This is a genomic window from Thauera sp. SDU_THAU2, from assembly GCF_038260575.1.
GTDB lineage: Bacteria > Pseudomonadota > Gammaproteobacteria > Burkholderiales > Rhodocyclaceae > Thauera.
In genome coordinates, this window is the sequence record NZ_JBBWUN010000003.1 from 4,370,810 (window position 1) to 4,396,580 (window position 25,771).

The following is a 25,771-nucleotide window of genomic DNA, read 5'->3' on the forward strand; positions in this document are numbered from 1 at the left end:
ATGTTCGTGAAGCCTGTCCGCCGGCTGGCCGTTGCCGTGCTGCTGGCAGCGGCATTGCCCGCCGTCGCGCAGCAGGCTGCGATGCCGCAGCAAAGCGCCGGGCCGGGTGCCGCGCCCACCGTGGCGGCCGATCCGCAGCTCGAAGCCGACGTGATGGAGCTGTCGCACAAGCTGCGCTGCCTGGTGTGCCAGAACCAGTCGATCGCCGAGTCGAACGCGCCGCTTGCGCTCGATCTGCGCGACCAGGTGCGCGAGCAGCTCGCCGCCGGCCGCAGCAAGAACGACGTGATCGATTATCTGGTGGCCCGCTATGGCGATTTCGTCCTCTACGACCCGCCGTTCAAGGCCACGACGCTGCTGCTGTGGGGCGGTCCGGTGCTGCTGCTGGTGGGCGGCGCAGGCTGGCTGGCCTGGCGGCTGCGCCGGCGCCAGGGCGAACTTGCCGCCATGCATGGCCTGAGCGAGGCCGAGCGCCGCCGTGCCCGCGAACTGCTTGCCGGTGATGCGAAGCAGTCCTCATCTGAATCTCCGGAGTCCCGTTCGTGACCGTCTTCATTCTTCTTGCCGGCCTGCTGGTGGCCGGCGCCTTGCTCTGGATCCTGCCGCCGCTGTTCCGTGCCGGCGGCCGCGCGCAGCGCGAACAGGCCGAGCAGAGCCAGCTGGTGCTGGCGGTACTGCGCGAACAACTGGCCGAACTGGATGCCGATCTCGCCGCCGGCCGCATCGATGCCGCCACCCACGCTAGGAGCCGCGAGGAAGTCGAGCGGCGCGCGCTGGAAGAAGGCGAGGCCGCGGCCGAGCGAGCCCATTCCGCCGACACCCGCGCCGAGCGCAGCTGGGCCGTGGGCCTGGCGCTGAGCGTACCGGTGCTGGCAGTGGCCGGCTACCTGGCGTTCGGCGAGCCGGAGGGGCTGGACCCTGCCAACGTGGTGGCTGCGCAGCAGGGCTTCTCCAAGGAGCAGATCGCCGACATGGTGGGCAAGCTGGAAACCCGCCTGCAGCAGGAGCCGGACAATGCCGAAGGCTGGATGATGCTGGCCCGTACTTATACGGTGCTGCAGGACTTCCCGAAGGCGGTCGTGGCCTACGAGAAGCTGTCGAAACTGGAGCCGAACGAGCCGGACGTGTATGCCGACTGGGCTGACGTCGTCGCCGCGACGCAGGGCACCGTGGTGGGCGAGCCCGAGGAACTGGCGGCGAAGGCATTGGCGATTGCGCCTGCGCACCCCAAGGCGCTGGCGCTGGTCGGTACGGCCGCTTACCAGAAAGGCGATTACACGGCTGCCGCCGCGCACTGGGAGAAAATCCTGGAGCAGATTCCGCCGGGCGAGGACGTCGCCCGCGGCGTCCGCGCCAGCGTGAACGAGGCGCGGGCCAAGGCGGGCATGCCGCCGCTGGCCGAAGCTGCGGCCGCGCCGGCGCCGAGTGGCGGCCGGTTGACGCTGTCTGGCCGCCTCGAAGTGGACGCGGCGCTGCTCGATCAACTGAAGCCGGACGACGTGGTGTTCGTGTTCGCCCGCAGCGAAGGCGGCGGTCCGCCGCTGGCGGCGCTGCGCTTCAAGGCCGGCGAACTGCCGCGGGATTTCTCGTTCGACGGCGCGGCGATGATGATGGGCGGCGATGGACCGCTGCCCGAGCGCGTCGTCGTCGGTGCCCGCGTTTCCAGGAGCGGCAACGCCACCGCGAACAGCGGCGACCTCGAAAGCCCGGCCCTGCCTGCCGCTGCCGACGCCAGCGGAATCATCGTCAAGATCGACCGCGTGCGGCCGTGATCATTGCCCGGCGGGCAGTATTTCCCTGCCCGCCGGATAGCGTCAGTCCTGGTAGCTGAAGCGTACCCGCTTGACGTTGCACAGCAGTTCGTAGGCGATGGTGCCCGCCGCCGCGGCGATGCGGTTGACCGGCACCTGCCTGCCCCACAGTTCCACCCGGCTGCCGACGCCTGCCGCGGGCAGATCGGTGAGATCCACCGTCAGCATGTCCATCGACACGCGGCCGATCAGGCGGCCCGGCTGGCCGTCGATGGCGACCGGCGTGCCATCGGGCACGCTGCGCGGATAGCCGTCGGCATAGCCCATCGCCACCAGTCCCACGCGCGTGCGCCGTTCGGCGACGAAACGGCCGCCATAGCCGAGCGCGTCGCCGGCTTCGATCTCGCGTACCGCCATCACCGCGCTTTCCAGCGTCATCACCGGCTGCAGGCTGTTGGCCTCGCCGGGCATCGGGTCGGCGCCGTAGAGCAGGATGCCCGGGCGCGCCCAGTCGCGGTGCGCCCGGGGCCAGCCCAGGATGGCGGCGGAGTTGGCCAGGCTGCGGGTGCCGGCCAGGCCCTGGGTGGCGGCGTCGAAGCATTCGAGCTGCTCGGCGGTGGAGACGACCTGCGGCTCGTCGGCGCGGGCGAAGTGCGTCATCAGCGTGATCTCCCGCACCTTGCCGCTCGCCTGCAGCCGTTGCCAGGCATCGGCGACGTCGGCGCCGACGAAGCCGGCGCGGTTCATGCCGCTGTTGACCTTCAGCCAGATATGCAGCGGCATCGCCAGCGGGGTGGTCTCGATCATGCGCAACTGGGCTTCGTGGTGGACCACCACCCACAGTTCGTGGCGAACGGCATCCGCCAGCTCGAGCGCATCGAACACGCCTTCCAGCAACAGGATCGGGGCGGTGATGCCGGCTGCGCGCAGCTCCAGCGCCTCGTCGAGGAAGGCCACCGCGAAGCCGTCGGCTTCTTCTGCCAGTGCGCGGGCGCAGCGCACCGCGCCGTGGCCGTAGGCATTGGCCTTGACCACGGCGAGCGCCGATGTGCCATGGCGCGTGCGGGCGAGACGGTAGTTGTGGCGCAGAGCGGCGAGATCGATCAGGGCGCGGGCGGGGCGCATCGTTTCAATCCAGTGGAGGCGGGGCGCACATGGTGCGCCCAACTGCAGCGCGCCGCAATGCGGATGGTCTGCGGTGCCTGCCGCAGGCTTGTGTCAGGCCGGCGACAGGCTCAGGCCTTGTGCGCGTCGCACGGCTTCGCGGCCATAGCGGCGCAGGCCGAGGTCGTCATGGCGGATTGCCGGCTGCCGGCCGGTGACCAGATCGGCGAGGAGCGCGCCGGCACCGCAGGACATCGTCCACCCCAGGGTGCCGTGGCCGGTGTTGATGAACAGCTCGGGGTAGGGCGTGGCGCCGATGATCGGGGTCGAGTCCGGCGTCATCGGCCGCAGGCCGGTCCAGAACTGCGCGCCGGCGATGTCGCCGCCGTGCGGGAACAGGTCGGTCACCACTTTTTCGAGCGTTTCGCGGCGGCGCGGATTCAGGCGCAGGTCGAAGCCGCCGAGTTCGGCCATGCCGCCGACGCGGATGCGCTGGTCGAAGCGCGTCACCGCGACCTTGTAGGTTTCATCGAGCACGGTCGAGCGTGGGGCCGCGTCGGGATCGGTCAAGGGTACGGTCAGGGAGTAGCCCTTGACCGGATAGACCGACAGATCCAGACCCAGGCCGGCCGCCATCTGGCGCGAATAGCTGCCCAGTGCGAGCACGTAGCGGTCTGCCGCCAGAACCTGGCTGTGCTCGCCGGTGCCGATGCGCACGCCGATCACGCCACCGCCACCGGTCAGGATTTCGCGGATATCGACGCCGAAGCGGAATTCCACGCCGGCCTTCTGTGCCATGTCGGCAAGCCGGGCGGTGAATAGATGGCAATCGCCGGTTTCGTCGTTCGGCAGCCGCAAACCGCCTGCAAGCGGACTGCGGCTGCGGGCGAGCGCCGGTTCGGCGCCGATGAGTTCCGCGGCGCTCAGCAGTTCGAAAGGCACGCCGCATTCCTGCAGCACGGCAATGTCGCGCTGGGCGGCGTCCAGTTGGGCCTGGCTGCGGAACAGCTGCAGGGTGCCGAGGCTGCGTTCCTCGTAGTGGAGGCCGGTTTCGCTGCGCAGGGTGCGCAGGCAGTCGCGAGCGTACTCGGACAGCCTCATCATGCGCTCCTTGTTGAGCGCATAGCGGTCCGCGCTGCAATTGGCCAGCATCTGCAGCGCCCAGCGCAACTGGAACAGGCTGCCGTCGGCACGGATGGCGAGCGGGGCGTGGCGCTGGAACAGCCATTTGAGTGCCTTCAGCGGGATGCCGGGCGCCGCCCAGGGCGTCGAGTAGCCGGGCGATACCTGGCCGGCGTTGGCGAAGCTGGTTTCGAGCGCGGCGCCGGGCTGGCGTTCCAGCACGGTCACGCGTGCCCCGCGCTGGGCGAGATACCACGCCGTGGTGGTGCCGATGACGCCGCTTCCGAGTACGATCACATGCATGGCTGGCTCCTGCCCGATTGCCGTTGGATGTATGCAGTCTAGGCAAGTTCAAGCAGTGTTTTTCACTTATAAACATGTGATGAATGGTGGAATCAATCGTTCATCCAGCTGTTTTTCGGCGAGGGCAGCGAAATGCGCGAACTCGATCGTGTGGACCGGAAGATCATCGATCTGTTGCAGAAGGAAGGGCGGCTGTCGATGACCGAGCTGGCCCAGCGCGTCGGCCTGTCGGCGACACCGTGCACCGAGCGTGTGCGTCGTCTCGAGCGTGAAGGCGTCATCACCGGCTATCACGCCCGTGTCGATCCGCGCGCCCTCGGCAGGCCCTTGCTGGTGTTCGTCGAACTGAAGCTGTCGGCGAAGTCGAACGACACTTTCGACCGGGTGAAGAAGGAACTGGCCTATGTACCGGAGGTGATGGAATGCCATCTGGTGTCGGGTGATTTCGACTACCTGATCAAGGCGCGCATCGCCGAAATGAGCGACTATCGCCGCCTGCTCGGCAACATCCTGCTCAAGCTGCCGTCGGCGGCCGAGTCGCGCAGCTACGTGGTGATGGAAGAGGTGAAGGAAAGCCTTTATCTGCCGCCCGAGCCGTGAGCAGGGTGGCAAGCTGTATCAGAGAAGGATAATGTTTCCCTTTCCAGGGACAGGAAGGCCCTGGATCGATGTGATCGGACGATTTGCCCCGGATACGGAACTGCCATGCGCTGCTCGACGCTTTTGTTCTCCCTTGGTGTAATGGCGCTGTCTGCCTGTGACAAGGCGCCCTTGCCAGAGGCAGAGAAGGCGCCGCCCTTCGTCAGGACGGCACAAGTGGGGGCGGCTGCCAAGGCCGATCTCGGTCTGTCCGGCACGGTACGGGCACGGGTGGAGTCGCCGCTGGCCTTCCAGGTCGGCGGGCGCATCGTCCGTCGTGCGGTCGATGCGGGCGAGCAGGTTGCAGCCGGACAGTTGCTGTTTCAGCTCGATACCCATGATCTCGAACAAGGCGTTCGTGCGGCCGAAGCCGATCTGGCGGCCGCCGAGACGGCGCTGACCACGGCGGTTGCCGATCTGGCGCGCGCCAGGCAACTGAGGGAGCGCAACTACACCAGCGAGCAGGCCACCGAGCGTTTCGAACTGGCCCGGCGCGAAGCGCAGACACGGCGGGAGGCGGCTGCGGCACGCCTGGTGCAGGCGCGCAACGCCCTGGGTTATGCCCGCTTGCAGGCGCCGGCGGCGGGTGTGCTGGTCGATGTGGCTGGCGAGCCCGGCCAGGTCGTCGGCGTCGGCCAGCGCGTGGCGCTGCTGGCGCAGGCAGGCGAACGGGAGCTCGAAGTGCATTTTCCGGCAGGCGTGGCGCCGCCGGCTGAAGGCCTTGCCCTGCTGGACGGGGACATGAGCTTGCCGCTGGTCCTGCGCGAAACGGCCGGCGCGGTCGAACCCCAGGGCCGCACGCTGCGGGCGCGTTACACGGTGCAGGGGGCGCGAAATGAGTTGGTGCTGGGCGCCGTGCTGCGTGCGCGCTTCCATGTCGAACAGCAGGCCGAAGGCGGCTTCGTCGTGCCGCTCGCGGCGCTCAACGAGCGTGGCGAGGGCGCGCGCGTCTGGCGCGTGCGCGACGGCATCGTCGAAGCCGTGCCGGTCGATGTGCAGCGCATCGACGGCGAGCTGGCGCAGGTGCGCGGTGCGCTGGCGACGGGCGACTCCGTGGTGGCGCTGGGCACCCATCTGTTGACCGAAGGCATGAAGGTGCGGGAGCTGGCTCGATGAGCTTCCCCAACCTGTCCGCACTCGCCGTGCGCGAGCGCTCGGTCACGCTGTTCTTTCTCGTCCTCGCAGTGCTGGCGGGCGTCTATGCCTTCCTGTCGCTGGGGCGCGCCGAGGACCCGGCGTTCACCATGCGGGTGCTGGTGGTCAATGCGGTCTGGCCCGGCGCCACGCCGCAGGAGATGCAGGAGCAGGTGGTCGACCGGCTGGAAAAGCGCATCCAGGAGGTCGAGAACATCTATCGCATCATCACCACGGTGCGCGCGGGCATGGCCAACCTGCAGGTCGAGTTCCACGACTACACGCCGGCCGCGCAGGTGCCCGATCTCAAGTACGAGGTGCGCAAGCGCATGCAGGAGGAGGCCGGCCGCTTGCCTGCAGGGGCGATCGGGCCGATCGTCAATGAGGATTTTGCCGACACCTACTTCAGCCTGATCGCATTGACTGCGCCGGGGATGCCGATGCGCGAACTGACGCGGGAGGCCGAGGCAATCCGCGACCGCCTGCAGCACGTGCCCGGGGTGCACAAGGCGCTGGTGCTGGGTGAGCGTGCCGAGCGTGTGTTCCTCGAGTTCGACAATGCGACGCTGGTCAATCTGGGCCTGTCGCCACAAGCGGTGTTCGATGCCATCTCGGCTCACAACCGGTTGCTGCCGGCGGGCAGCATGGAGACCGAGGGGCCGCGCCTGAATCTTCGGCTCGATGCGGATCTGTCCGATCCGGCGCAGCTTGCCGCCGTGCCGCTGCGGGTGGGCGATCGGGTGTTCCGGCTCGGCGACATCGCCAGCGTGCATCGCGGCTACGAGGATCCGCCGAGCTACCTGGTGCGTTCACGAGGCGAGGATGCGCTGCTGCTCGGCACGGTCATGAACAAGGGTGAGAACGGCCTGGTACTGGGCAGGCATCTCGCCGAATTCATCGAAGCCGAACGTGCACGCCTGCCTTTGGGGCTGTCGCTGGAGGTGCTGACCAACCAGTCGGAAGCCATCGCCAGCGCGGTCAATCTGTTCCAGCTCAAGTTCCTGGTGGCGGTGGCCGTGGTGGTGGCCGTCAGCATGCTGGCCATCGGCTGGCGCGCCGGACTGGTGGTCGGGATCGCGGTGCCGGTGACGCTGGGCATCACCTTCCTGATCATGAAGCTGATGGGCATCAACCTGGATCGGGTGTCGCTCGGTGCCCTGATCATCGGCCTGGGCCTGCTCGTGGACGATGCGATCATCGCCGTCGAAATGATGCTGGTGAAGATGGAACAGGGCTGGAGCCGCATGCATGCGGCTGCGCATGCCTGGAACGTGACCGCGGCGCCGATGTTGTTCGGCACCCTGGTCACGGTGGCGGGCTTTCTGCCGATCGGCTTCGCACGTTCGTCGGTGGGCGAATACGCCGGCAACATCTTCTGGGTGCTGGCAGTGTCCTTGCTGGTGTCGTGGCTGGTGGCGGTGGTGTTCGCGCCTTATCTGGGCGTGAAGATGCTGCCCGAGGTGGCGCACGAGCACCCGCATGGCGATGCGAACGTATACCAGACGCCGATGTTCCGGCGCTTGCGCCGCCTCATCGCCTGGTGCGTCAACTGGCGCAGGACGGTGGTGTTCACGACCGTGCTGCTGCTTGCGGCGGCGGTCGCCGGCATGATCACGCTCGTGCAGAAGCAGTTCTTTCCCAGTTCGGATCGGCCCGAGGTGCTGGTGAGCGTGTATCTGCCGCAAGGCAGCAGCATCGGCAACACCGATGCGGCGGTGCGCAAGCTGGAAGCGATCCTGGCACCGATGCCCGAAGTGCGAACGCTGTCGAGCTACATCGGCGGCGGGGCGCCGCGCTTCTTTTTGTCTGCCAACCCCGAGCCGCAGGATCCGGCCTTTGCCAAGATCATCGCGGTGACGCAAGGCGTCGAGGCGCGGACCCGGGTGATGGCCGAACTGCAGCGGCGTATCGAAGAAGGCGAGTTCCCCGAGGCGCGCGTACGGGTGTCCCGCCTGCTGTTCGGCCCGCCGGTGGTCTGGCCGGTGGCGTTCCGCGTGGTCGGGCCGGAGGCGCAGGAGTTGCGCCGCATCGCCCATCAGGTGCGCGAAGTCATGGCGTCCAACCCGCACGTGGTCGATCCGCATCTGGAATGGGATGAAAGAGTCCCGGTGCTGCACCTCGCCATGGATCAAGCGAGGTTGAGACTGCTCGGCCTGACGCCGCAGGATGTCTCGCAGCAGCTGCAGTTCCAGCTCGATGGCCTGCGCGTGACCCAGGTCCGCCAGGACGTGCGCACGGTGGATGTCGTCGCACGCGGCGCCAGCGGCGGGCAGCGGCTCGATGCCAATAGCCTGTCGGCACTCGAGGTCCTCACGCCCGATGGGCGCAAGCTGCCTGCCGGGCAGCTGGGCAGCATCGAAGTCAGGTTCGAGGAACCGGTGATCAAGCGCTACAACCGCGAGTTCGAGCTGACGGTGCAGGCCGAAATCGAGGGCGCACAGCCGAACGACGTCACCGAGGCATTGTGGAAATCGCTGGCGCCGCTGCGCGCCGAGCTGCCGCAGGGCTACCGCCTGGACATCTCCGGTGCGGTCGAACAGTCGGGCAAGGCGAATGCGTCCATCCAGAAGCTGCAGCCGGTGATGGTGGCCTTCATGCTGGTCTTCATCATGCTGCAGATGAGGTCCTTTTCCGGCACTTTCATCGTTGTCGCCACTGCGCCGCTGGGCTTGATCGGCGCGGTGCTGGCGCTGCTGCTGTTCAACCAGCCCTTCGGCTTCGTCGCCCTGCTCGGCCTGACCGGACTGGCCGGCATCCTGATGCGCAATACCCTGATCCTCACCCAGCAGGTCGCTGATAACTTGGAGGCAGGCATGGAAGCGTTCGACAGCGTCGTCGAAGCCGCGGTGCAGCGGGCCCGGCCGGTGATCCTCACCGCGCTGGCGGCGGCCTTCGCCTTCATCCCGCTGACGCTGGACACCTTCTGGGGACCGCTGGCCTATGTGCTGATCGGCGGCGTGGCAGTGGGAACGGCGATCACGCTGTTGTTCGTACCGGCGCTTTACGCGCTGTGGTTCAGGCTGGTAGTGCCGCCTACGGCGTAGTGGCGGCGTGACAGGCATGCTTGCATGGGAGGCAAGCGACCGCATCGCTTGCTCATGCATCGGTGCGTCTTCTGACTGATGATCTGATCAATTTTTCTGTTGAATTTTTGCCTTGACGGTTTTGTGTTGGTGTCTATAATGCCGATCTTTCTCGCGGCGCCCGGGTGGTTTGGGTGGGTGATGCGGGGCTTCCGGGTGGGTTTGGAGGCGGGGTTTCCGGGTTGTTTTTCTGGTTTTGGTTTTTCAGGAAGGCAGTTCGGGGTGGTTGACAGGGTGTTGTTTGTTGATCATAATCTCGCTTCTGTGCTGACCGGCACGTTTCTTTAAAAACTTGAACAACCGATAAGTGTGGGTGCTTGGTGGTTGTGGTCTCGGCAGCTTTTTGCTGCGGTTTCACAATGATTAGGTGCTCATACTGCAAGTCAGTATTTTGAGTACTTTGTAGGATTGAACTTAAGAGTTTGATCCTGGCTCAGATTGAACGCTGGCGGCATGCTTTACACATGCAAGTCGAACGGCAGCGCGGGCTTCGGCCTGGCGGCGAGTGGCGAACGGGTGAGTAATGCATCGGAACGTACCCAGTCGTGGGGGATAACACATCGAAAGATGTGCTAATACCGCATACGTCCTGAGGGAGAAAGCGGGGGACCTTCGGGCCTCGCGCGATTGGAGCGGCCGATGTCAGATTAGCTAGTAGGTGGGGTAAAGGCCCACCTAGGCGACGATCTGTAGCGGGTCTGAGAGGATGATCCGCCACACTGGGACTGAGACACGGCCCAGACTCCTACGGGAGGCAGCAGTGGGGAATTTTGGACAATGGGGGCAACCCTGATCCAGCCATGCCGCGTGAGTGAAGAAGGCCTTCGGGTTGTAAAGCTCTTTCGGCCGGGAAGAAATCGCGCTCTTTAATAGAGGGTGTGGATGACGGTACCGGACTAAGAAGCACCGGCTAACTACGTGCCAGCAGCCGCGGTAATACGTAGGGTGCGAGCGTTAATCGGAATTACTGGGCGTAAAGCGTGCGCAGGCGGTTTGCCAAGACAGGCGTGAAATCCCCGGGCTTAACCTGGGAACTGCGCTTGTGACTGGCAGGCTAGAGTACGGCAGAGGGGGGTGGAATTCCACGTGTAGCAGTGAAATGCGTAGAGATGTGGAGGAACACCGATGGCGAAGGCAGCCCCCTGGGCCTGTACTGACGCTCATGCACGAAAGCGTGGGGAGCAAACAGGATTAGATACCCTGGTAGTCCACGCCCTAAACGATGTCGACTAGTCGTTCGGAGCAGCAATGCACTGAGTGACGCAGCTAACGCGTGAAGTCGACCGCCTGGGGAGTACGGCCGCAAGGTTAAAACTCAAAGGAATTGACGGGGACCCGCACAAGCGGTGGATGATGTGGATTAATTCGATGCAACGCGAAAAACCTTACCTACCCTTGACATGTCTGGAATCTTGGTGAGAGCCGAGAGTGCCTTCGGGAGCCAGAACACAGGTGCTGCATGGCTGTCGTCAGCTCGTGTCGTGAGATGTTGGGTTAAGTCCCGCAACGAGCGCAACCCTTGTCACTAGTTGCCATCATTAGGTTGGGCACTCTAGTGAGACTGCCGGTGACAAACCGGAGGAAGGTGGGGATGACGTCAAGTCCTCATGGCCCTTATGGGTAGGGCTTCACACGTCATACAATGGTCGGTACAGAGGGTTGCCAAGCCGCGAGGTGGAGCCAATCCCTTAAAGCCGATCGTAGTCCGGATCGTAGTCTGCAACTCGACTACGTGAAGTCGGAATCGCTAGTAATCGCAGATCAGCATGCTGCGGTGAATACGTTCCCGGGTCTTGTACACACCGCCCGTCACACCATGGGAGTGGGTTTCACCAGAAGTAGGTAGCTTAACCTTCGGGAGGGCGCTTACCACGGTGAGATTCATGACTGGGGTGAAGTCGTAACAAGGTAGCCGTATCGGAAGGTGCGGCTGGATCACCTCCTTTCAAGAGAAAAGAGGTCATGGTTGCCAAGTATCCACAACTTATCGGTTGTTCAGGCGAAGAGCCTCGAAGGTGCATGAGAAGAGGGTCTGTAGCTCAGCTGGTTAGAGCACCGTCTTGATAAGGCGGGGGTCGTTGGTTCGAACCCAACCAGACCCACCAGGATTTAGGGTTGCTTGAAGCCTTGGTTGCTGAAGACAAGGGGGCTGTAGCTCAGCTGGGAGAGCGGCGGCTTTGCAAGCCGTAGGTCGTCGGTTCGATCCCGACCAGCTCCACCAGGTCATGCGCGTTTCGGAAGTCAGAGATGGTGTTTTAGATAGACACCATCTCTGACTTCTTGATCGGTAGCGATACCGGTTTGAGGTTTGCTCTTTAACAAAGTGGAAGAAGTGTAGTACGCATCGAGCCGGTGCGTACTGCAGTTGTGTGATTGCATTGGCTCAAACTGCGTTGTCAGCACAGTTTGGGCCGCACAAACGAGTTCGACCTGTGACAGGGGTGCTTCTGTGGAGGCACCAAGGTTATAGGATCAAGCGACTAAGTGCATGTGGTGGATGCCTTGGCGATCACAGGCGATGAAGGACGTGTAAGCCTGCGAAAAGCGTGGGGGAGCTGGCAATAGAGCTTTGATCCCACGATGTCCGAATGGGGAAACCCGGCCCGCAAGGGTCATCCCTGGCTCAATACATAGGCCAGAGGAGGCGAACGCGGCGAACTGAAACATCTAAGTAGCCGCAGGAACAGAAATCAACCGAGATTCCGTAAGTAGTGGCGAGCGAACACGGAAGAGCCTGCACGACTAAACCATCAGCTTAGCAAAACGGTCTGGAAAGTCCGACGATACAGGGTGATAGTCCCGTATGCGAAAAGCCGGTGGCGGGTCTGGGCGTGCGACAAGTAGGGCGGGACACGTGTAATCCTGTCTGAAGATGGGGGGACCATCCTCCAAGGCTAAATACTCGTGATCGACCGATAGTGAACCAGTACCGTGAGGGAAAGGCGAAAAGAACCCCGGGAGGGGAGTGAAATAGATCCTGAAACCGCATGCATACAAACAGTGGGAGCCTCGAAAGGGGTGACTGCGTACCTTTTGTATAATGGGTCAGCGACTTACGTTCAGTAGCGAGCTTAACCGAATAGGGGAGGCGTAGCGAAAGCGAGTCTGATAAGGGCGTCGTAGTTGCTGGGCGTGACCCGAAACCGGATGATCTATCCATGGCCAGGATGAAGGTGCGGTAACACGCACTGGAGGTCCGAACCCACTAACGTTGAAAAGTTAGGGGATGAGCTGTGGATAGGGGTGAAAGGCTAAACAAATCCGGAAATAGCTGGTTCTCCCCGAAAACTATTTAGGTAGTGCGTCGTACGGACACTTGCGGGGGTAGAGCACTGTAATCGTTGGGGGGGTCACTGCGATCTACCCCGCGATAGCAAACTCCGAATACCGCAAAGTGATATACGGCAGACAGACATCGGGTGCTAACGTCCGGTGTCAAGAGGGAAACAACCCAGACCGCCAGCTAAGGTCCCAAATGCATGGCTAAGTGGCAAACGAGGTGGGAAGGCACAGACAGCTAGGAGGTTGGCTTAGAAGCAGCCATCCTTTAAAGAAAGCGTAATAGCTCACTAGTCGAGTCGTCCTGCGCGGAAGATGTAACGGGGCTCAAGCCATGAACCGAAGCTGCGGATGTGTCTTTGACACGTGGTAGGGGAGCGTTCCGTAGGCCTGCGAAGGTGTCTCGTAAGGGATGCTGGAGGTATCGGAAGTGCGAATGCTGACATGAGTAGCGATAAAGGGTGTGAAAAGCACCCTCGCCGTAAGCCCAAGGTTTCCTGCGCAACGTTCATCGGCGCAGGGTGAGTCGGCCCCTAAGGCGAGGCAGAAATGCGTAGTCGATGGGAAACAGGTCAATATTCCTGTACCGGTTCTAGATGCGATGGGGGGACGGAGAAGGTTAGGTTGGCCATCTGTTGGAATAGGTGGTTCAAGCGTGTAGGCGTGCCCGGTAGGCAAATCCGCCGGGCTGAGCTGAGGCGTGATAACGAGGACCTTCGGGTCCGAAGCAACTGATACCCTGCTTCCAGGAAAAGCCTCTAAGCTTCAGTCTAGAACTGACCGTACCGCAAACCGACACAGGTGGGCTGGTAGAGAATACCCAGGCGCTTGAGAGAACTCAGGAGAAGGAACTCGGCAAATTGATACCGTAACTTCGGGAGAAGGTATGCCCCGTTAGCTTGTAGGAGAACATCCGAAGGGCGAAGGGGCCGCAGAGAATCGGTGGCTGCGACTGTTTATTAAAAACACAGCACTGTGCAAACACGAAAGTGGACGTATACGGTGTGACGCCTGCCCGGTGCCGGAAGGTTAAGTGATGGGGTGCAAGCTCTTGATCGAAGCCCCGGTAAACGGCGGCCGTAACTATAACGGTCCTAAGGTAGCGAAATTCCTTGTCGGGTAAGTTCCGACCTGCACGAATGGCGTAACGATGGCCACACTGTCTCCTCCTGAGACTCAGCGAAGTTGAAATGTTTGTGAAGATGCAATCTCCCCGCGGCTAGACGGAAAGACCCCATGAACCTTTACTGTAGCTTTGCATTGGACTTTGACGGGACTTGTGTAGGATAGGTGGGAGGCTATGAAACCGGGACGCCAGTTCCGGTGGAGCCATCCTTGAAATACCACCCTGGTGTCGTCGAGGTTCTAACCCAGGCCTGTGAATCCAGGTCGGGGACCGTGCATGGTGGGCAGTTTGACTGGGGCGGTCTCCTCCCAAAAGGTAACGGAGGAGTACGAAGGTCACCTAGGTACGGTCGGACATCGTACTGATAGTGCAATGGCAAAAGGTGGCTTGACTGCGAGACCCACACGTCGAGCAGGTGCGAAAGCAGGTCATAGTGATCCGGTGGTTCTGTATGGAAGGGCCATCGCTCAACGGATAAAAGGTACTCTGGGGATAACAGGCTGATTCCGCCCAAGAGTTCACATCGACGGCGGAGTTTGGCACCTCGATGTCGGCTCATCACATCCTGGGGCTGTAGTCGGTCCCAAGGGTATGGCTGTTCGCCATTTAAAGTGGTACGTGAGCTGGGTTTAAAACGTCGTGAGACAGTTTGGTCCCTATCTGCCGTGGGCGCTGGAAGTTTGAGAGGGCCTGCTCCTAGTACGAGAGGACCGGAGTGGACGCACCCCTGGTGTACCGGTTGTGACGCCAGTCGCATCGCCGGGTAGCTATGTGCGGAAGAGATAACCGCTGAAAGCATCTAAGCGGGAAACTCGCCTCAAGATGAGACTTCCCCGGGGCCTCGAGCCCCCTGAAGGGTCGTTGAAGACCACAACGTTGATAGGTCGGGTGTGGAAGCGTGGCAACACGTTGAGCTAACCGATACTAATTGCCCGTGTGGCTTGATCCTATAACCTTGAAACACACTAGAACTCGTAACGTGCGCAACACGCGCACCAATCACACAACACCCACACTTCTTCCTACTTTGCCCTGCACCCCGCGCAGGGAACAAGTCACAGTCTGACGACCACAGCTTTGTGGAACCACCCCTTCCCATCCCGAACAGGACCGTGAAACACAAACGCGCCGATGATAGTGAGGTCCGCCCTCGTGAAAGTAGGTCATCGTCAGACTAACCCAACTCCGCACCACGCCCGAGCACCCAAAAAACAGGTCTCGGGCGTTCGTGCAGGGACCCGCGGATCACGCGGGCCTCATGTACATGGGCAGATGGATTCGCAGCTTCCGCCCGGGTTTCGACAAGCGCCTCAGCGAACGCCGAAACCGGCGTCCTCGATCGCCTGGCAGATGTCTGCCGATGAAACGAAATCGCCATGCTCGATCGTCGCTTCGCCGGTTTCGAACAGGATCTCCAGATAACCGATGCCCGGCAGGTCCTGGATGGCGTTGGTGACCAGGCGCAGGCATTGCTCGTCCTGCATGCCGCTGATGATCAGAGTGGTCGTTTGCATGGAAAATGCTCCGCTTGAGTGTCCGGTGAGCGGTCGTGCGATGTTTGCCGACCCCAGGGACCGATGATACTGGAGGCGATATTGGTAGCGGAGAAAGCTGTCCATGCTGCGGAAAGCCGGGAAACACCGGCTCGGACGAAGCGCGCTCATTCAGCAAGCGTGGATGTCGGTGCGAAAATCGGAACCGTACGCAAAGCCGATTCGAACAGCCTTTCCCCTGATCCCGCGAACTAGCGATGAACTTTCCTGACGATTCTTTTGGCGACATGCTCGAAAAGGAGTTTCGCCTGCTCCCCGCCGGTACCTTGACGGCAGGCGCGATTGCGCACGTCGATCTGCTCGAGTGTGCGCCTGGCCTGTCGCTGTGCGAAGCGGCGCGCCTGATGAGTGAACGCCGCGTCAGCTCGATTCTCGTCGTCGAGGAAGGGCAGGTCCTCGGTATCTGGACCGAGCGGGACGGCTTGGCGATCGACTTCACCGACCCGGCGATCTTCTTCCGGCCGATTTCCGAGGTCATGAGCACCCCGGTACGTGCCGTAGCCGCGGCCATGAGTCTGCATGAACTGACCCAGCGCTTCCGCGAAGAGCAGATGCGCCACTATCTGGTGGTGGATGAAGAAAGCGGGCGGCGCTGCGGCATCGTGTCCTTGTCCGACATCGTGCTCAACCAGGGCGTCGAGCATTATCTCAAGCTGCGCAAGGTCGACTCGCTGATCAAAGGCGGCCTGCGCGTGCTGCCTGCAGACACGCCGATGGCCGAGGCCACCCGTCTGATGCGCGAAGCTGCACTCGATGCGGTGGTGGTGGATTTCGGCGCCGACCTCGCTGCCAAGGCGCAAGGGCGCTACGGGATCATGACCGAGCGTGATGTCATGCGGCTGGTGGCAAGGAAGCAGGTGGGCCTTGCGATCGGCGAACTGGCAAGCCGTCCGCTGGTGACGGTCGATGAGCACTACAGCCTGTACCGCGCCCGGGCAATGATGACCGAGCGCCGCATCCGCCACATCGGTGTGCTGCACGGCGATGGCTCGCTGGCCGACGTGATCAGCTTCCGCGACATTCTGGGCAGCATGGAACTGGCCTATGTCGACGAACTGCAGCAGGCATTGCATGAATCGGACCGCGCCCTGAGCCATTCGCGGCGCAACCTGTATCTGGCGGAGCAGGTCATCGAGAGCTCGCTCGAAGGCATCATGGTCACCGATACCCAGGGACTGATCATCTCGGTCAACCCCGCGTTCAGCCGGCTCACCGGCTATAAGGCCGAAGAAGTCGTCGGCCGCAACCCTTCGCTGCTGTCGTCCGGCAGGCAGAGTCCGGCTTTTTATGCCCGCATGTGGGCATCCCTGCAGACCGAGGGCAAGTGGCAGGGAGAAATCTGGAACAGGCGCAAGTCGGGCGAGATCTATCCGGAGCTTCTCCACATCACGGCGATCAGGGACGAACAGGGGCATGTGAGCCACTATGCGGCCGTGTTCACCGACATCACCTTGCTGAAGGAAACCGAGGCCCGCATCCGCGATCTTGCCTACTACGACCCATTGACCGGCTTGCCGAACCGGCGTCTGCTGGAAGACCGCCTGCAGGTCGAACTGTCGCATGCGGCACGGATGTGCAGCCGGCTGGCGGTGATGTTCGTCGATCTCGATCGTTTCAAGCGCATCAACGATAGCCTGGGGCATGAAATCGGCGATCGTGTGCTGGTGGAAGTTGCCAGTCGCATCCGTCTCTGCCTCAGGGATGACGACACTGTCGCGCGCATGGGCGGGGACGAGTTCATCGTTCTCCTCGGCAATCTCGCCCAGCCGGATGCCGCCGCGGCGACCGCGCGCCGCATCGTTGCGGCCTTGCGCCGGCCGGTCGCCATCGATGGCCGCGAGCTGGTGGTGACGACCAGCATCGGCATCAGCATCTACCCGGACGATTCGGCCGATTCCGCGACGCTGATCAAGAATGCCGACATCGCCATGTACCGGGCGAAGGAAGAGGGGCGCAACAGTTTCCAGCTCTACCAGCCGGCGATGAACGCCCGCAGCCTGGAGCATCTGGCGCTCGAGACCGCGCTGCACGGCGCCTTGCAGCGCGACCAGCTGCTGCTGCACTTTCAGCCGCTGGTCCGGGCGGATACTGGCGAACCGGTTGCGGTCGAGGCCTTGCTGCGCTGGCAGCACCCCGAACTGGGCCTGGTGTCGCCGGCGGACTTCATCTCCCTGGCCGAGGAAACGGGCCTGATCGTGCCGATCGGCGAATGGGTGCTGCGCCATGCCTGTCTCTGCCACCGCAGGTGGCGCGAGGACGAGCGGGCGCCGTTGCGCATGATGGTGAATATCTCGGCACGGCAGTTCCGCCAGGAAGGCTTCGTCGACATGGTCCGGCGCGTGCTGCACGAGACGGCAATGGAGCCCTCGCTGCTGACGCTCGAACTGACCGAAAGCATGCTGATGGACGACACCGAAGCGTCGGTGCTGCGGATGCAGAAGCTGCGTGAACTCGGGGTCAGCCTGGCGCTGGACGATTTCGGCACCGGCTACTCGTCGCTGGCCTACCTGAAGGATTTCCCGATCGACGAACTGAAGATCGACCGCCTTTTCGTCCGCGGCATCGACCGCAATGTGCGCGACGCCGCGCTGGCGTCGGCGATCATTTCTCTCGGCCACAGCCTGGGCTTGAGGGTGGTGGCCGAGGGCGTCGAAACCCGCGCCCATCTCGACGTGCTGCAGCGGCATGGCTGCGATCTGGCCCAGGGCTTCCATTTCAGCAAGCCCTTGCCGTGGCAATCCTTCGTCGCGGCGTACGGATGAAGGCCGGGGATCAGCCCGAGCGCGCGTCGAGTGCCCGCCAGGCTGCCTGCACTGCTTCCGCGCCGTAGGCCCGTTCCAGCCGGCGCACGGTGAAATGGCCGCGGCTGACGTCCTGGAAGTGGTTCATGAACATCAGGTTGATGCCGGCGCCGGCCGCCGCACCGATGCCGGGCACCAGCATGCCGGCGGCCTTCTGCGTCAGCTGCACCTTGTAGCGCGCGGCGACCATCGTGATCAGCCGCACCAGTGCCGGTGCGCCCTCGCTGGTCAGGCCTTTTTCCGCCAGGTGGCGAGCCGCTTCGCCCACCGTGGTCGCCAGCGCCGCGCGCACGGCGTAGTAGCCGGATTCCGTCGCATCGTCGCTGCGGCTGGTGCCGCCCAAGGCAAAGACTTCCAGCGCCGCCAGCCTTGCCTGGGCGCTGCCGATGTCCTCGCCTTCGGCACGGGCGATGTCGAGGATGGCGCGCATGATCAGCACCGTCGACAGCGGAATCTCCACCGCCAGCCCCGCCAGGCCGAAAGCTCCGCCCGCCCCGCCGCTGACCGAGCCGAGCAGCTTGTGCAGCCGGGGCGAGGCATCGCGTGCTTCGGGTTTCAGCGTTTTGGCGGCGGTTTCCAGCGCTTTCAGCAAGGCATCGTGCGCAAGCGCGCCGACGCGGCCGCGCCAGCTTGCCGGCAGGCGCGCAATGCCCTTTTCCAGCGGACTGCCGACCAGGTTGCTCAGTCGGGCGGCGAGGCTGGGCCGGTCGAGCAGCACGCGGGCGCGGGCCAGTTCGTCGAGGTCGGCAGGAGAAAGCAGAAGTGTGCTCATGCGGCGCAAGGCTATGGATGTGTTCCTGCTGCGTCAGACGCCGCGCGGCAGCGGGCGTTCCGCGGCGGGATGGCTTACGACGGCCTGCCGGCTTCCAGCGACTGCAGGATCGCCGCACCCAGCACTGCCGCCGATTGCGCTCCCGACGCTGCCAGCTTGCGGTTGAAGATGAAGAAGGGCACGCCCTCGACGCCCTGCTTGCGCACGCCTTCGGCCATGCGCCTGACCTTGTCGATGTCCTCGCGGCCGTCGAGCCATTCGCACACCGTGTCGCGCCGCTCGCCGTTGGCGGCAGCGATGTCGGCCAGCGTGTCCTTGTCGCCGATGTCGCGGCCTTCCTGGAAATGGGCGGCGAACAGCGCGCCGGCCAGCGCCTGGATACGCGCCGGCGTCTGGCCGACGGCTTGGGCACGGTACATCAGGCGGTGCGCCTGCAGCGTGTTGGGACGGGTGCGGATGCGTTCGAAGGTGTAGCTCAGGCCATCCTCGGTGGCCGCCTCACTCACCTTGGCGAGCACGGCGTCGGCCTTCAGCGGGCCGCCGAACTTCGCTTCGAGGAATTCGCGATAAGGCTCGCCGGCAGCCGGCGTATCGGGATTCAGGAAGAAGGGCAGCCAGTTGATGCGGATGTCGAGGTCGGGCCGGCTGGCTTTCACCTCTTCGATCGCGCGGTCGAGCCGTACCTTGCCGAGAAAGCACCAGGGGCAGACGAAATCGGAAACGAGGTCGATATTCAGGATCATGGCAGTGGGGGCGGGAAAGCCGGGAATGGGGCGAGGATGATGAAGATGGGCCGGCGGCGCCGGATCAGAGGAAGCGCGCGATGAAACAGGGCTGGGCCGGATCGGCGCCGGCGGGCAGCGGCAGCCGCACGCGCCGGCCGCTGCCGGGGATGCGTTCCACGGTGCTGCCATCTCCTGTCAGGATGCGATCGAGCTTCAACTCATGGTTGCCGCTCGGCTGCACGAACTCCAGCCGGTCGCCGACGCCGAAGCCGTTCTTGACTTCGACTTCCGCCAGGCCGCGTCCGGCATCGTAGCCGACCATTTCGCCGACCAGCAGGCTGCGGCCCGATTCGGAATGGCCGCGCAGGTAGTTCTGGTGCTCGGGCGTATGGTGGCGCTGGTAGAAGCCGTCGGTGTAGCCCCGGCTGGCGAGGCCTTCGAGTTCGCCGAGCAGGCGGGGGTCGAAGGGGCGGCCGGCGACCGCATCGTCGATCGCGCGGCGATAGCCCTGGCTGGCGCGGGCGACGTAGTAGGGGCTCTTGGTGCGGCCTTCGATCTTCAGCGAATCGACGCCGATCTCCACCAGCCGCTGCACATGCTCGATCGCGCGCAGATCCCTGGAGTTCAGGATGTAGGTGCCGTGCTCGTCTTCCTCGATCGGCATCAGCTCGCCGGGGCGGGTGCCTTCCTCCAGCAGCCAGACCTTGCTGCCGCCGATATGGCGCGGCCCGCCGCCGAGCGCGAGGCCTTGCGCGGTGTCGAGCCGGCTGCGGGTGGCGGTGCCGACGGCGCCCGAATCCTTCGGGTTGCCGATCGGCATGTCGCCGCTGGCCTGCACGTCGCCGGCGGCATTCTCGTCGGCGGCGTGCAGCTTGTAATCCCAGCGGCAGGAGTTGGTGCAGCTGCCCTGGTTGGGGTCGCGGTGGTTGAAGTAGCCCGACAGCAGGCAGCGGCCCGAGTAGGCGATGCACAGCGCGCCATGGACGAAGACTTCCAGCTCCATGTCCGGACAGGCGTCGCGGATATCGGCGACTTCGTCGAGCGACAGCTCGCGCGACAGGATGATGCGTTTGATGCCGACCGACTGCCAGAAGCGCACCGAAGCGTAGTTGGTGGTGTTGGCCTGCACCGACAGGTGGATGTCCGTCTCGGGCCAGCGCTCGCGCACCATCATCATCAGCCCGGGATCGGCCATGATCAGCGCGTCGGGCTTCAGCTCCATCACCGGCGCCATGTCTTCCTCGAAGCTGCGGATCTTGGCGTTGTGCGGGTAGATGTTGGCGACGAGATAAAACAGCTTGCCTGCCGCGCGCGCCTCGGCCATGCCTGCGGCCAGGGTGTCGAGCTGGCCGAAGTTGTTGTTGCGCACGCGCAGCGAATAGCGCGGCTGGCCGGCATAGACGGCATCGGCGCCGTAGGCGAAGGCGGTGCGCATCATGTCGAGCGTGCCGGCAGGGGCGAGCAGTTCCGGGCGGCGGGGAGTGTGAAGCATGTATTTGAATTTTATGAAGGTTCGATGAGGGCGGGATTGTAAGCCCTAATGCCCGGCAGCGCCGGGGCCGGTGGAAGGCCCCGGGCAAACGAGCTCAGGCGGTGTCGGCCGGCGCCTGCACGATCCAGTCGGCCAGTCCTCGTGCAGCTGCCAGGCCGGTGGCGAAGCAGGCGGTCAGCAGGTAGCCGCCGGTGGGCGCTTCCCAGTCCAGCATTTCGCCGGCGACGAACACGCCCGGCCGCGCGCGCAGCATCAGCCTGCCGTCCAGCGCCTCGAAGCGGATGCCGCCGGCGCTGCTGATGGCTTCGTTGAGCGGCCGCGCTGCCGCCAGCGTCACGGGCAGCGCCTTGATACCGGCCGCGAGCCGGGCAGGGTCGGCGAATGCGTCTGGCGGCAGGCATTCGCGCAACAGCGCGGCCTTGATGCCCTTGATGCCGGTCTGGCCCTGCAGGTGGCTGGCCATCGAGCGGCTGCCGCGGGGGCGGGCGAGCTCGGCGGCCAGGCGTTCCCGGCTGCGCCCGGGCGCCAGATCGAGTTCCAGCGCGGCCCGGCCGCGTGCCGAGATCGTGTCGCGCAAGGCGGCGGACAGCGCGTAGATCAGCCCGCCTTCGATGCCGGTCGCCGAGATCAGGCACTCGCCGGCGCGTTCATGGCACTGGCCGTCGGCGGCGGCAAGGCGGCCGACCACGTTCTTGAGCGGCTGGCCCTTGAAGCGGGCGAGGAAATGCGCGCTCCAGCCGGCCGCGACGTCGAAGCCGCAGTTCGCCGGCTGCAGCTCCGCGACCTCGACGCCGAGTGCGCGCAGGCAGGGGACCCAGGCCCCGTCCGAGCCGAACTTCGCCCAGCTGCCGCCGCCCAGCGCGAGCAGCACGGCGTAGGCTTCGACACGTCGCTCGCCGTCCGGCGTGGAAAAGCGCAGCAACTGGCGAGTGCCGGCGGGCTCGTCGGCCCAGCCCAGCCAGCGGTGCCGGACTTCGAAGCGCACGCCGACGTTGCGCAGCCGCGCCAGCCAGGCGCGCAGCAGCGGCGCGGCTTTCATTTCCTGTGGAAACACGCGGCCCGAGCTGCCGACGAAGGTCTCCACGCCCAGGCCGTGCGCCCAGTCGCGCAAGGCCTGCGGCCCGAAGGCGCGGATCATCGGTTCGAGCACGCCGCGCCTGGCGCCGTAGCGCGACAGGAAGCTGTCGAGCGCCTCGCCGTGGGTCAGATTGAGGCCGCCGCGTCCGGCGAGCAGGAACTTGCGGCCGACCGAGGGCATTGCGTCGAAGACCGTGACCGCCATGCCGGCGGCCGCAAGCGTTTCTGCCGCGATCAGCCCGGCCGGCCCGCCGCCGATGACGGCGACCTGGCGGGGCAAGGGCGGAGGGACGGCAGTCCCGGAAGCCGTCGTCATGGGCGGGACGGCCGCGTGGGACGATGCCGTGGCTGCTTCACGTCGGAAAGTGGCGGCGGAAGCCGTCCGGCACGGGGGCCTGCTGCGCTGGCCGTAGTCGAAGAAGACGATGCCGGTCTTGCCGTGCGCGATCTCGCGCCCGCTGGCCTCGTCCGTCATGCGCCATGCGAGGTCGCAGCCGAAATCGTGGAAGTCGTGGGCGGCCATCTCGACCACCATCGTCTCGCCGTAGAAGGCTTCCGAGCGGTAGCGTGCGGCGACGTCGGCGACGATGATGCCCAGCCCTTCGACGTCCAGCTCGGTATAACCCATCGACTTCAGGAAACGTACCCTGGCCTCCGACACCAGGCCGAGCAACTGGGCGTTGTCGAGGTGACGGCCGTGGTTGATGTGCGTGATCAGCAGCGGGATCTGGGTGCGGAAGGGAAAGGCGTCGGGCAGTGCGATGAGGATGCGGGCCATGCTGGGCGGTTCCGGATGTCGGCATGTGAACGGGATACGGCCCGGACGTTGCCGTCCGGGCCGTGCGCTTGAGTGCGGCCTCGGGCGGCCGCCGGCATCTCAGGCCTGCGGCGGAATGCGCAGCACCTGGCCCGGATAGATCTTGTCCGGGTGCGACAGCATCGGCTTGTTGGCCTCGAAGATCACCGGATACTTGTTGGCGTCGCCGTAGAACTTCTTGGCGATCGCCGACAGCGTGTCGCCGCGCACCACGGTGTGGAACTGGGCTTCCGCCTCGCTGCGGGCGACGCTCATGCGGTCTTCGACCTTGGACACGCCGGCGACGTTGCCCGCGGCGAGCAGGATCTTCTCGCGCGTCGCCTGGTCGGGTGCGGTACCCGACACGGTGACGACCGAGGCCGCGCCGTCGAACTCGACCGCCAGATCGGCCGGTGCCAGTTGCAGGGAGCTGATGTAGTTGTGGATCGCGGATGCGGCCTTGGCATTGGCGGCAGCCGCATCCGGCGCCGCTGCGGCGGCCTTGGCTTCACCGCTGCCGAAGAGCTTTTCGCCGGCTTCCTTGACGAAATCGAACAGTCCCATGTGACTCCCTCCTGGTTGGCTGTAACGCGAGGCGTCCAGCATAGACGATTCCCTTGCCGCCGGTCCATGCCGAAGCTGTTCGGCGCGTCAATGCAGTCTGTTGCAGAGTGTGCGATGGCGTTCAGGTAGAATCGCGCGGTTCATTCCGTCTTTTCATTTTCTTGTCAGGAGAGTGCAGCACATGTTCGATCAGGAAGACAGCGACCTGGGCGTCGTCATGGGCGTGGTGTTCGGCATCATCGCGCTGGTCATCGCCTTCGTCATCGGCCTCGGCGTGTACCAGCAGCGTTCGGTGCAGGCGGCTGCGCCGGTCGCGGTGGCCGAGGATATTTTCGTCGACGTGGCCGAAGTCGGCGAGCCGCTGGTGAAGATCTATTTCGATCTGGGCCAGACCGCGCTGCCGGCGACTGGGCCGGAGCAGATCGCCACCGTGCTTGCCGCGCTGGAAGCCGCACCTGAAGCGAACGTGCTGCTGTCGGGCTTCCATGACGAGACCGGCGGTGCGGCGGTCAATGCCGAAGTGGCCAGGCAGCGTGCGCTGTCGGTGCGTGATGCGCTGGTCGCCGCAGGCGTCCCCGAAGCCCGTGTGCTGATGCGCCGTCCGGCGGTGACCCTGGGCGGCAGCGATGCTACCGAAGCGCGCCGGGTCGAGGCACGCGTGCAGTAAGCGAGGCGCGGCAAGCGGCGCGAGACAAAGTCGAGAGGCTGCAACAGGAGGCCGGGCACTTGCCCGGCTTTTTGTTTTCCGCTGCAGGGTCATCCCGGGCTGCGGATGCCTGCCATCGTGCAGGGGCCTGCTTGGCCCCGATCTGGTGCGCACGCACCGATGGTGTGCGATCGAGCTGTTTTCTGCCCGAAATCTCTCGCCTTGGCGCGAAAAATGCACCATTTTGGCGAATCTTGATGCACAATATTAGGGAATCCACGCGACTGCCTCGGGTAAAACCGAGGCAGTCGCGTGCGCGTGTCCATCCATTAACAGGCGAAGCGTCATCATGAAATATCAGTCTCTCGAGGAGTTCCTGGCATACGTTGAGCAGCGTAACCCCGGCCAACCTGAATACCTGCAGGCGGTCAGCGAAGTCATGGAGAGCCTCTGGCCCTTCATTTCCGCCAACAAACGCTATGCCGAGCATTCCCTCCTCGACCGTCTGATCGAACCCGAGCGCGTGATCATGTTCCGTGTGTCCTGGGTGGATGACAAGGGCGACGTCCAGGTCAATCGTGGCTACCGCATCCAGCACAGCTCGGCGATCGGCCCCTACAAGGGCGGCCTGCGCTTCCATCCTTCGGTGAACCTGTCGATCCTGAAGTTCCTCGCCTTCGAGCAGACCTTCAAGAATGCGCTGACCACGCTGCCGATGGGCGGCGGCAAGGGCGGCTCCGACTTCGATCCGAAGGGCCGCAGCCCGGGCGAAGTCATGCGCTTCTGCCAGGCCTTCATGAGCGAGCTGTATCGCCACGTCGGGCCCGACACCGACGTGCCGGCCGGCGACATCGGCGTCGGCGGCCGCGAAGTCGGCTTCATGGCCGGCATGATGAAGAAGCTGTCGAACAACGCCGCCTGCGTGTTCACCGGCAAGGGCCTGACTTTCGGCGGCTCGCTGATCCGTCCGGAATCGACCGGCTACGGCACCGTCTATTTCGCCAACGCGATGCTCGAGCACGCCGGCCGCGACATCAGGGGCATGCGCGTGGCGGTGTCCGGTTCGGGCAACGTCGCCCAGTACGCGATCGAGAAGCTGCTCGAACTCGGCGCCAAGCCGATCACCTGCTCGGATTCGAGCGGCACCGTGATCGACGAGGAAGGCTTCACTGCCGAGAAGCTCGCGGTGCTGATGGAAGTCAAGAATCACCTCTACGGCCGCGTGTCCGACTACGCCGAGCGCGTCGGCGCCCGCTTCGAGCCCAAGGTGCGCCCGTGGCACGTGCCGGTCGAGGTCGCGCTGCCCTGCGCCACCCAGAACGAACTCGATGCCAACGACGCCGCCACGCTGGTCAAGAACGGCGTGGTCGCAGTCGCCGAAGGCGCCAACATGCCGAGCACCGCCGAAGCGGTGAAGATCTTCGAGAGCAACGGCGTGCTGTACGCGCCGGGCAAGGCCTCGAATGCCGGCGGCGTGGCGACGTCCGGCCTGGAAATGAGCCAGAACGCGATGCGCATCTCGTGGACCCGCGAGGAAGTCGACGCCCGCCTGAAGGAGATCATGCTCGGCATCCACGCCGCCTGCCTCAAGTACGGCAAGCGCGAGGACGGCAGCGTCAGCTATGCCGACGGCGCCAACGTCGCCGGCTTCGTCAAGGTGGCCGAGGCGATGCAGGCCCAGGGCGTGATCTGATCGCCTGAGCCGCAGGGGGCCAGCCCGCCCCATGCACCTGCAAACCCGCTCGCCGCGCCCGGTGCCGGCCAGCGGGTTTTTCCGTTCACCGGCCCGTTCGGGCCGATCGGT

At 64.5% G+C, this 25,771-nt stretch carries 16 protein-coding genes, 2 tRNA genes, 3 rRNA genes and 1 pseudogene; 13 read left to right on the forward strand and 9 right to left on the reverse strand.

All coding sequences use genetic code 11. The features are described 5' to 3' along the window. The gene (locus AAFL97_RS22130; RefSeq protein ID WP_341647219.1) at positions 1 to 546 is read left to right on the forward strand and encodes a cytochrome c-type biogenesis protein; all 546 of its coding nucleotides are present in this window, start codon (positions 1 to 3) and stop codon (positions 544 to 546) included. Next, a complete protein-coding gene (ccmI, locus tag AAFL97_RS22135; protein ID WP_341646765.1) occupies positions 543 to 1,772 on the forward strand; it encodes a c-type cytochrome biogenesis protein CcmI in 1,230 nt (409 codons plus the stop codon). The genes AAFL97_RS22130 and ccmI overlap by 4 nt, the downstream gene beginning before the upstream one ends. Positions 1,773 to 1,814: 42 nt before the next feature. Here ccmI and alr read toward each other — a convergent pair whose 3' ends face one another. Together alr and AAFL97_RS22145 are read right to left on the reverse strand one after the other, a co-directional pair. Continuing rightward, complete coding sequence (alr, locus tag AAFL97_RS22140; protein WP_341646766.1) at positions 1,815 to 2,876, reverse strand: alanine racemase; 1,062 nt, start codon at positions 2,874 to 2,876, stop codon at positions 1,815 to 1,817. A 93-nt stretch (positions 2,877 to 2,969) separates the two neighbouring features. Further along, positions 2,970 to 4,280, reverse strand: a complete 1,311-nt coding sequence (locus tag AAFL97_RS22145; protein ID WP_341646767.1) for a D-amino acid dehydrogenase — start codon at positions 4,278 to 4,280, stop codon at positions 2,970 to 2,972. Positions 4,281 to 4,412: 132 nt separating this feature from the next. Between AAFL97_RS22145 and AAFL97_RS22150 the strand changes: the two genes are divergently transcribed. The 8 genes from AAFL97_RS22150 (at position 4,413) to rrf (ending at position 14,716) form a co-directional block, all read left to right on the forward strand. Continuing rightward, positions 4,413 to 4,880, forward strand: a complete 468-nt coding sequence (locus tag AAFL97_RS22150; protein WP_068638563.1) for a winged helix-turn-helix transcriptional regulator — start codon at positions 4,413 to 4,415, stop codon at positions 4,878 to 4,880. A gap of 171 nt (positions 4,881 to 5,051) precedes the next feature. After that, a complete protein-coding gene (locus tag AAFL97_RS22155; RefSeq protein WP_263461118.1) occupies positions 5,052 to 6,035 on the forward strand; it encodes an efflux RND transporter periplasmic adaptor subunit in 984 nt (327 codons plus the stop codon). Then, positions 6,032 to 9,097: an efflux RND transporter permease subunit gene (locus AAFL97_RS22160; protein WP_341646768.1), complete on the forward strand. Its 3,066-nt coding sequence runs from the start codon at positions 6,032 to 6,034 to the stop codon at positions 9,095 to 9,097. The genes AAFL97_RS22155 and AAFL97_RS22160 overlap by 4 nt, the downstream gene beginning before the upstream one ends. Positions 9,098 to 9,546: 449 nt before the next feature. Further along, a 16S ribosomal RNA gene (locus AAFL97_RS22165) occupies positions 9,547 to 11,082 on the forward strand. 82 nt (positions 11,083 to 11,164) lie between these two features. Continuing rightward, positions 11,165 to 11,241: transfer RNA gene (locus AAFL97_RS22170), tRNA-Ile, on the forward strand. A 40-nt stretch (positions 11,242 to 11,281) separates the two neighbouring features. Beyond that, positions 11,282 to 11,357, forward strand: a tRNA-Ala gene (locus tag AAFL97_RS22175). A gap of 249 nt (positions 11,358 to 11,606) precedes the next feature. Further along, positions 11,607 to 14,490: ribosomal RNA gene (locus AAFL97_RS22180) — 23S ribosomal RNA — on the forward strand. A gap of 112 nt (positions 14,491 to 14,602) precedes the next feature. After that, a 5S ribosomal RNA gene (gene rrf, locus AAFL97_RS22185) occupies positions 14,603 to 14,716 on the forward strand. Together the 16S, 23S and 5S rRNA genes with 2 tRNA genes alongside form the textbook arrangement of a ribosomal RNA operon. Positions 14,717 to 14,851: 135 nt before the next feature. Here the strand turns inward: rrf and AAFL97_RS22190 are convergent. Next, the gene (locus AAFL97_RS22190) at positions 14,852 to 15,055 is read right to left on the reverse strand and encodes a heavy-metal-associated domain-containing protein (RefSeq protein ID WP_341646769.1); all 204 of its coding nucleotides are present in this window, start codon (positions 15,053 to 15,055) and stop codon (positions 14,852 to 14,854) included. Between the two features lie 236 nt (positions 15,056 to 15,291). On the opposite strand from AAFL97_RS22190, the gene AAFL97_RS22195 reads away from it, so the two are divergent. Next, entirely contained in the window at positions 15,292 to 17,856 is a 2,565-nt protein-coding gene (locus tag AAFL97_RS22195) for an EAL domain-containing protein (RefSeq protein ID WP_341646770.1), read from the forward strand. A gap of 10 nt (positions 17,857 to 17,866) precedes the next feature. Here AAFL97_RS22195 and AAFL97_RS22200 read toward each other — a convergent pair whose 3' ends face one another. The 6 genes and pseudogenes from AAFL97_RS22200 to lysM form a co-directional block, all read right to left on the reverse strand. Beyond that, complete coding sequence (locus tag AAFL97_RS22200) at positions 17,867 to 18,667, reverse strand: EcsC family protein (protein WP_341646771.1); 801 nt, start codon at positions 18,665 to 18,667, stop codon at positions 17,867 to 17,869. A gap of 74 nt (positions 18,668 to 18,741) precedes the next feature. Then, on the reverse strand, positions 18,742 to 19,410 hold the full coding sequence (locus AAFL97_RS22205; protein ID WP_341646772.1) for a DsbA family oxidoreductase: 669 nt from the start codon (positions 19,408 to 19,410) through the stop codon (positions 18,742 to 18,744). Positions 19,411 to 19,474: 64 nt separating this feature from the next. Continuing rightward, on the reverse strand, positions 19,475 to 20,884 hold the full coding sequence (trhP, locus tag AAFL97_RS22210) for a prephenate-dependent tRNA uridine(34) hydroxylase TrhP (RefSeq protein ID WP_341646773.1): 1,410 nt from the start codon (positions 20,882 to 20,884) through the stop codon (positions 19,475 to 19,477). Between the two features lie 94 nt (positions 20,885 to 20,978). Then, entirely contained in the window at positions 20,979 to 22,277 is a 1,299-nt protein-coding gene (locus AAFL97_RS22215; protein ID WP_341646774.1) for a TIGR03862 family flavoprotein, read from the reverse strand. A 37-nt stretch (positions 22,278 to 22,314) separates the two neighbouring features. Continuing rightward, a pseudogene (locus AAFL97_RS22220) lies at positions 22,315 to 22,739 on the reverse strand (acyl-CoA thioesterase). Between the two features lie 99 nt (positions 22,740 to 22,838). After that, entirely contained in the window at positions 22,839 to 23,321 is a 483-nt protein-coding gene (lysM, locus tag AAFL97_RS22225; protein ID WP_341646775.1) for a peptidoglycan-binding protein LysM, read from the reverse strand. 181 nt (positions 23,322 to 23,502) lie between these two features. Here lysM and AAFL97_RS22230 point away from each other — a divergent pair, with 181 nt between their 5' ends. Together AAFL97_RS22230 and gdhA are read left to right on the forward strand one after the other, a co-directional pair. Continuing rightward, complete coding sequence (locus tag AAFL97_RS22230) at positions 23,503 to 23,988, forward strand: OmpA family protein (protein ID WP_341646776.1); 486 nt, start codon at positions 23,503 to 23,505, stop codon at positions 23,986 to 23,988. Positions 23,989 to 24,316: 328 nt separating this feature from the next. Continuing rightward, a complete protein-coding gene (gene gdhA / locus AAFL97_RS22235; protein WP_341646777.1) occupies positions 24,317 to 25,660 on the forward strand; it encodes an NADP-specific glutamate dehydrogenase in 1,344 nt (447 codons plus the stop codon). The last annotated feature ends 111 nt before the right edge of the window (positions 25,661 to 25,771 follow it).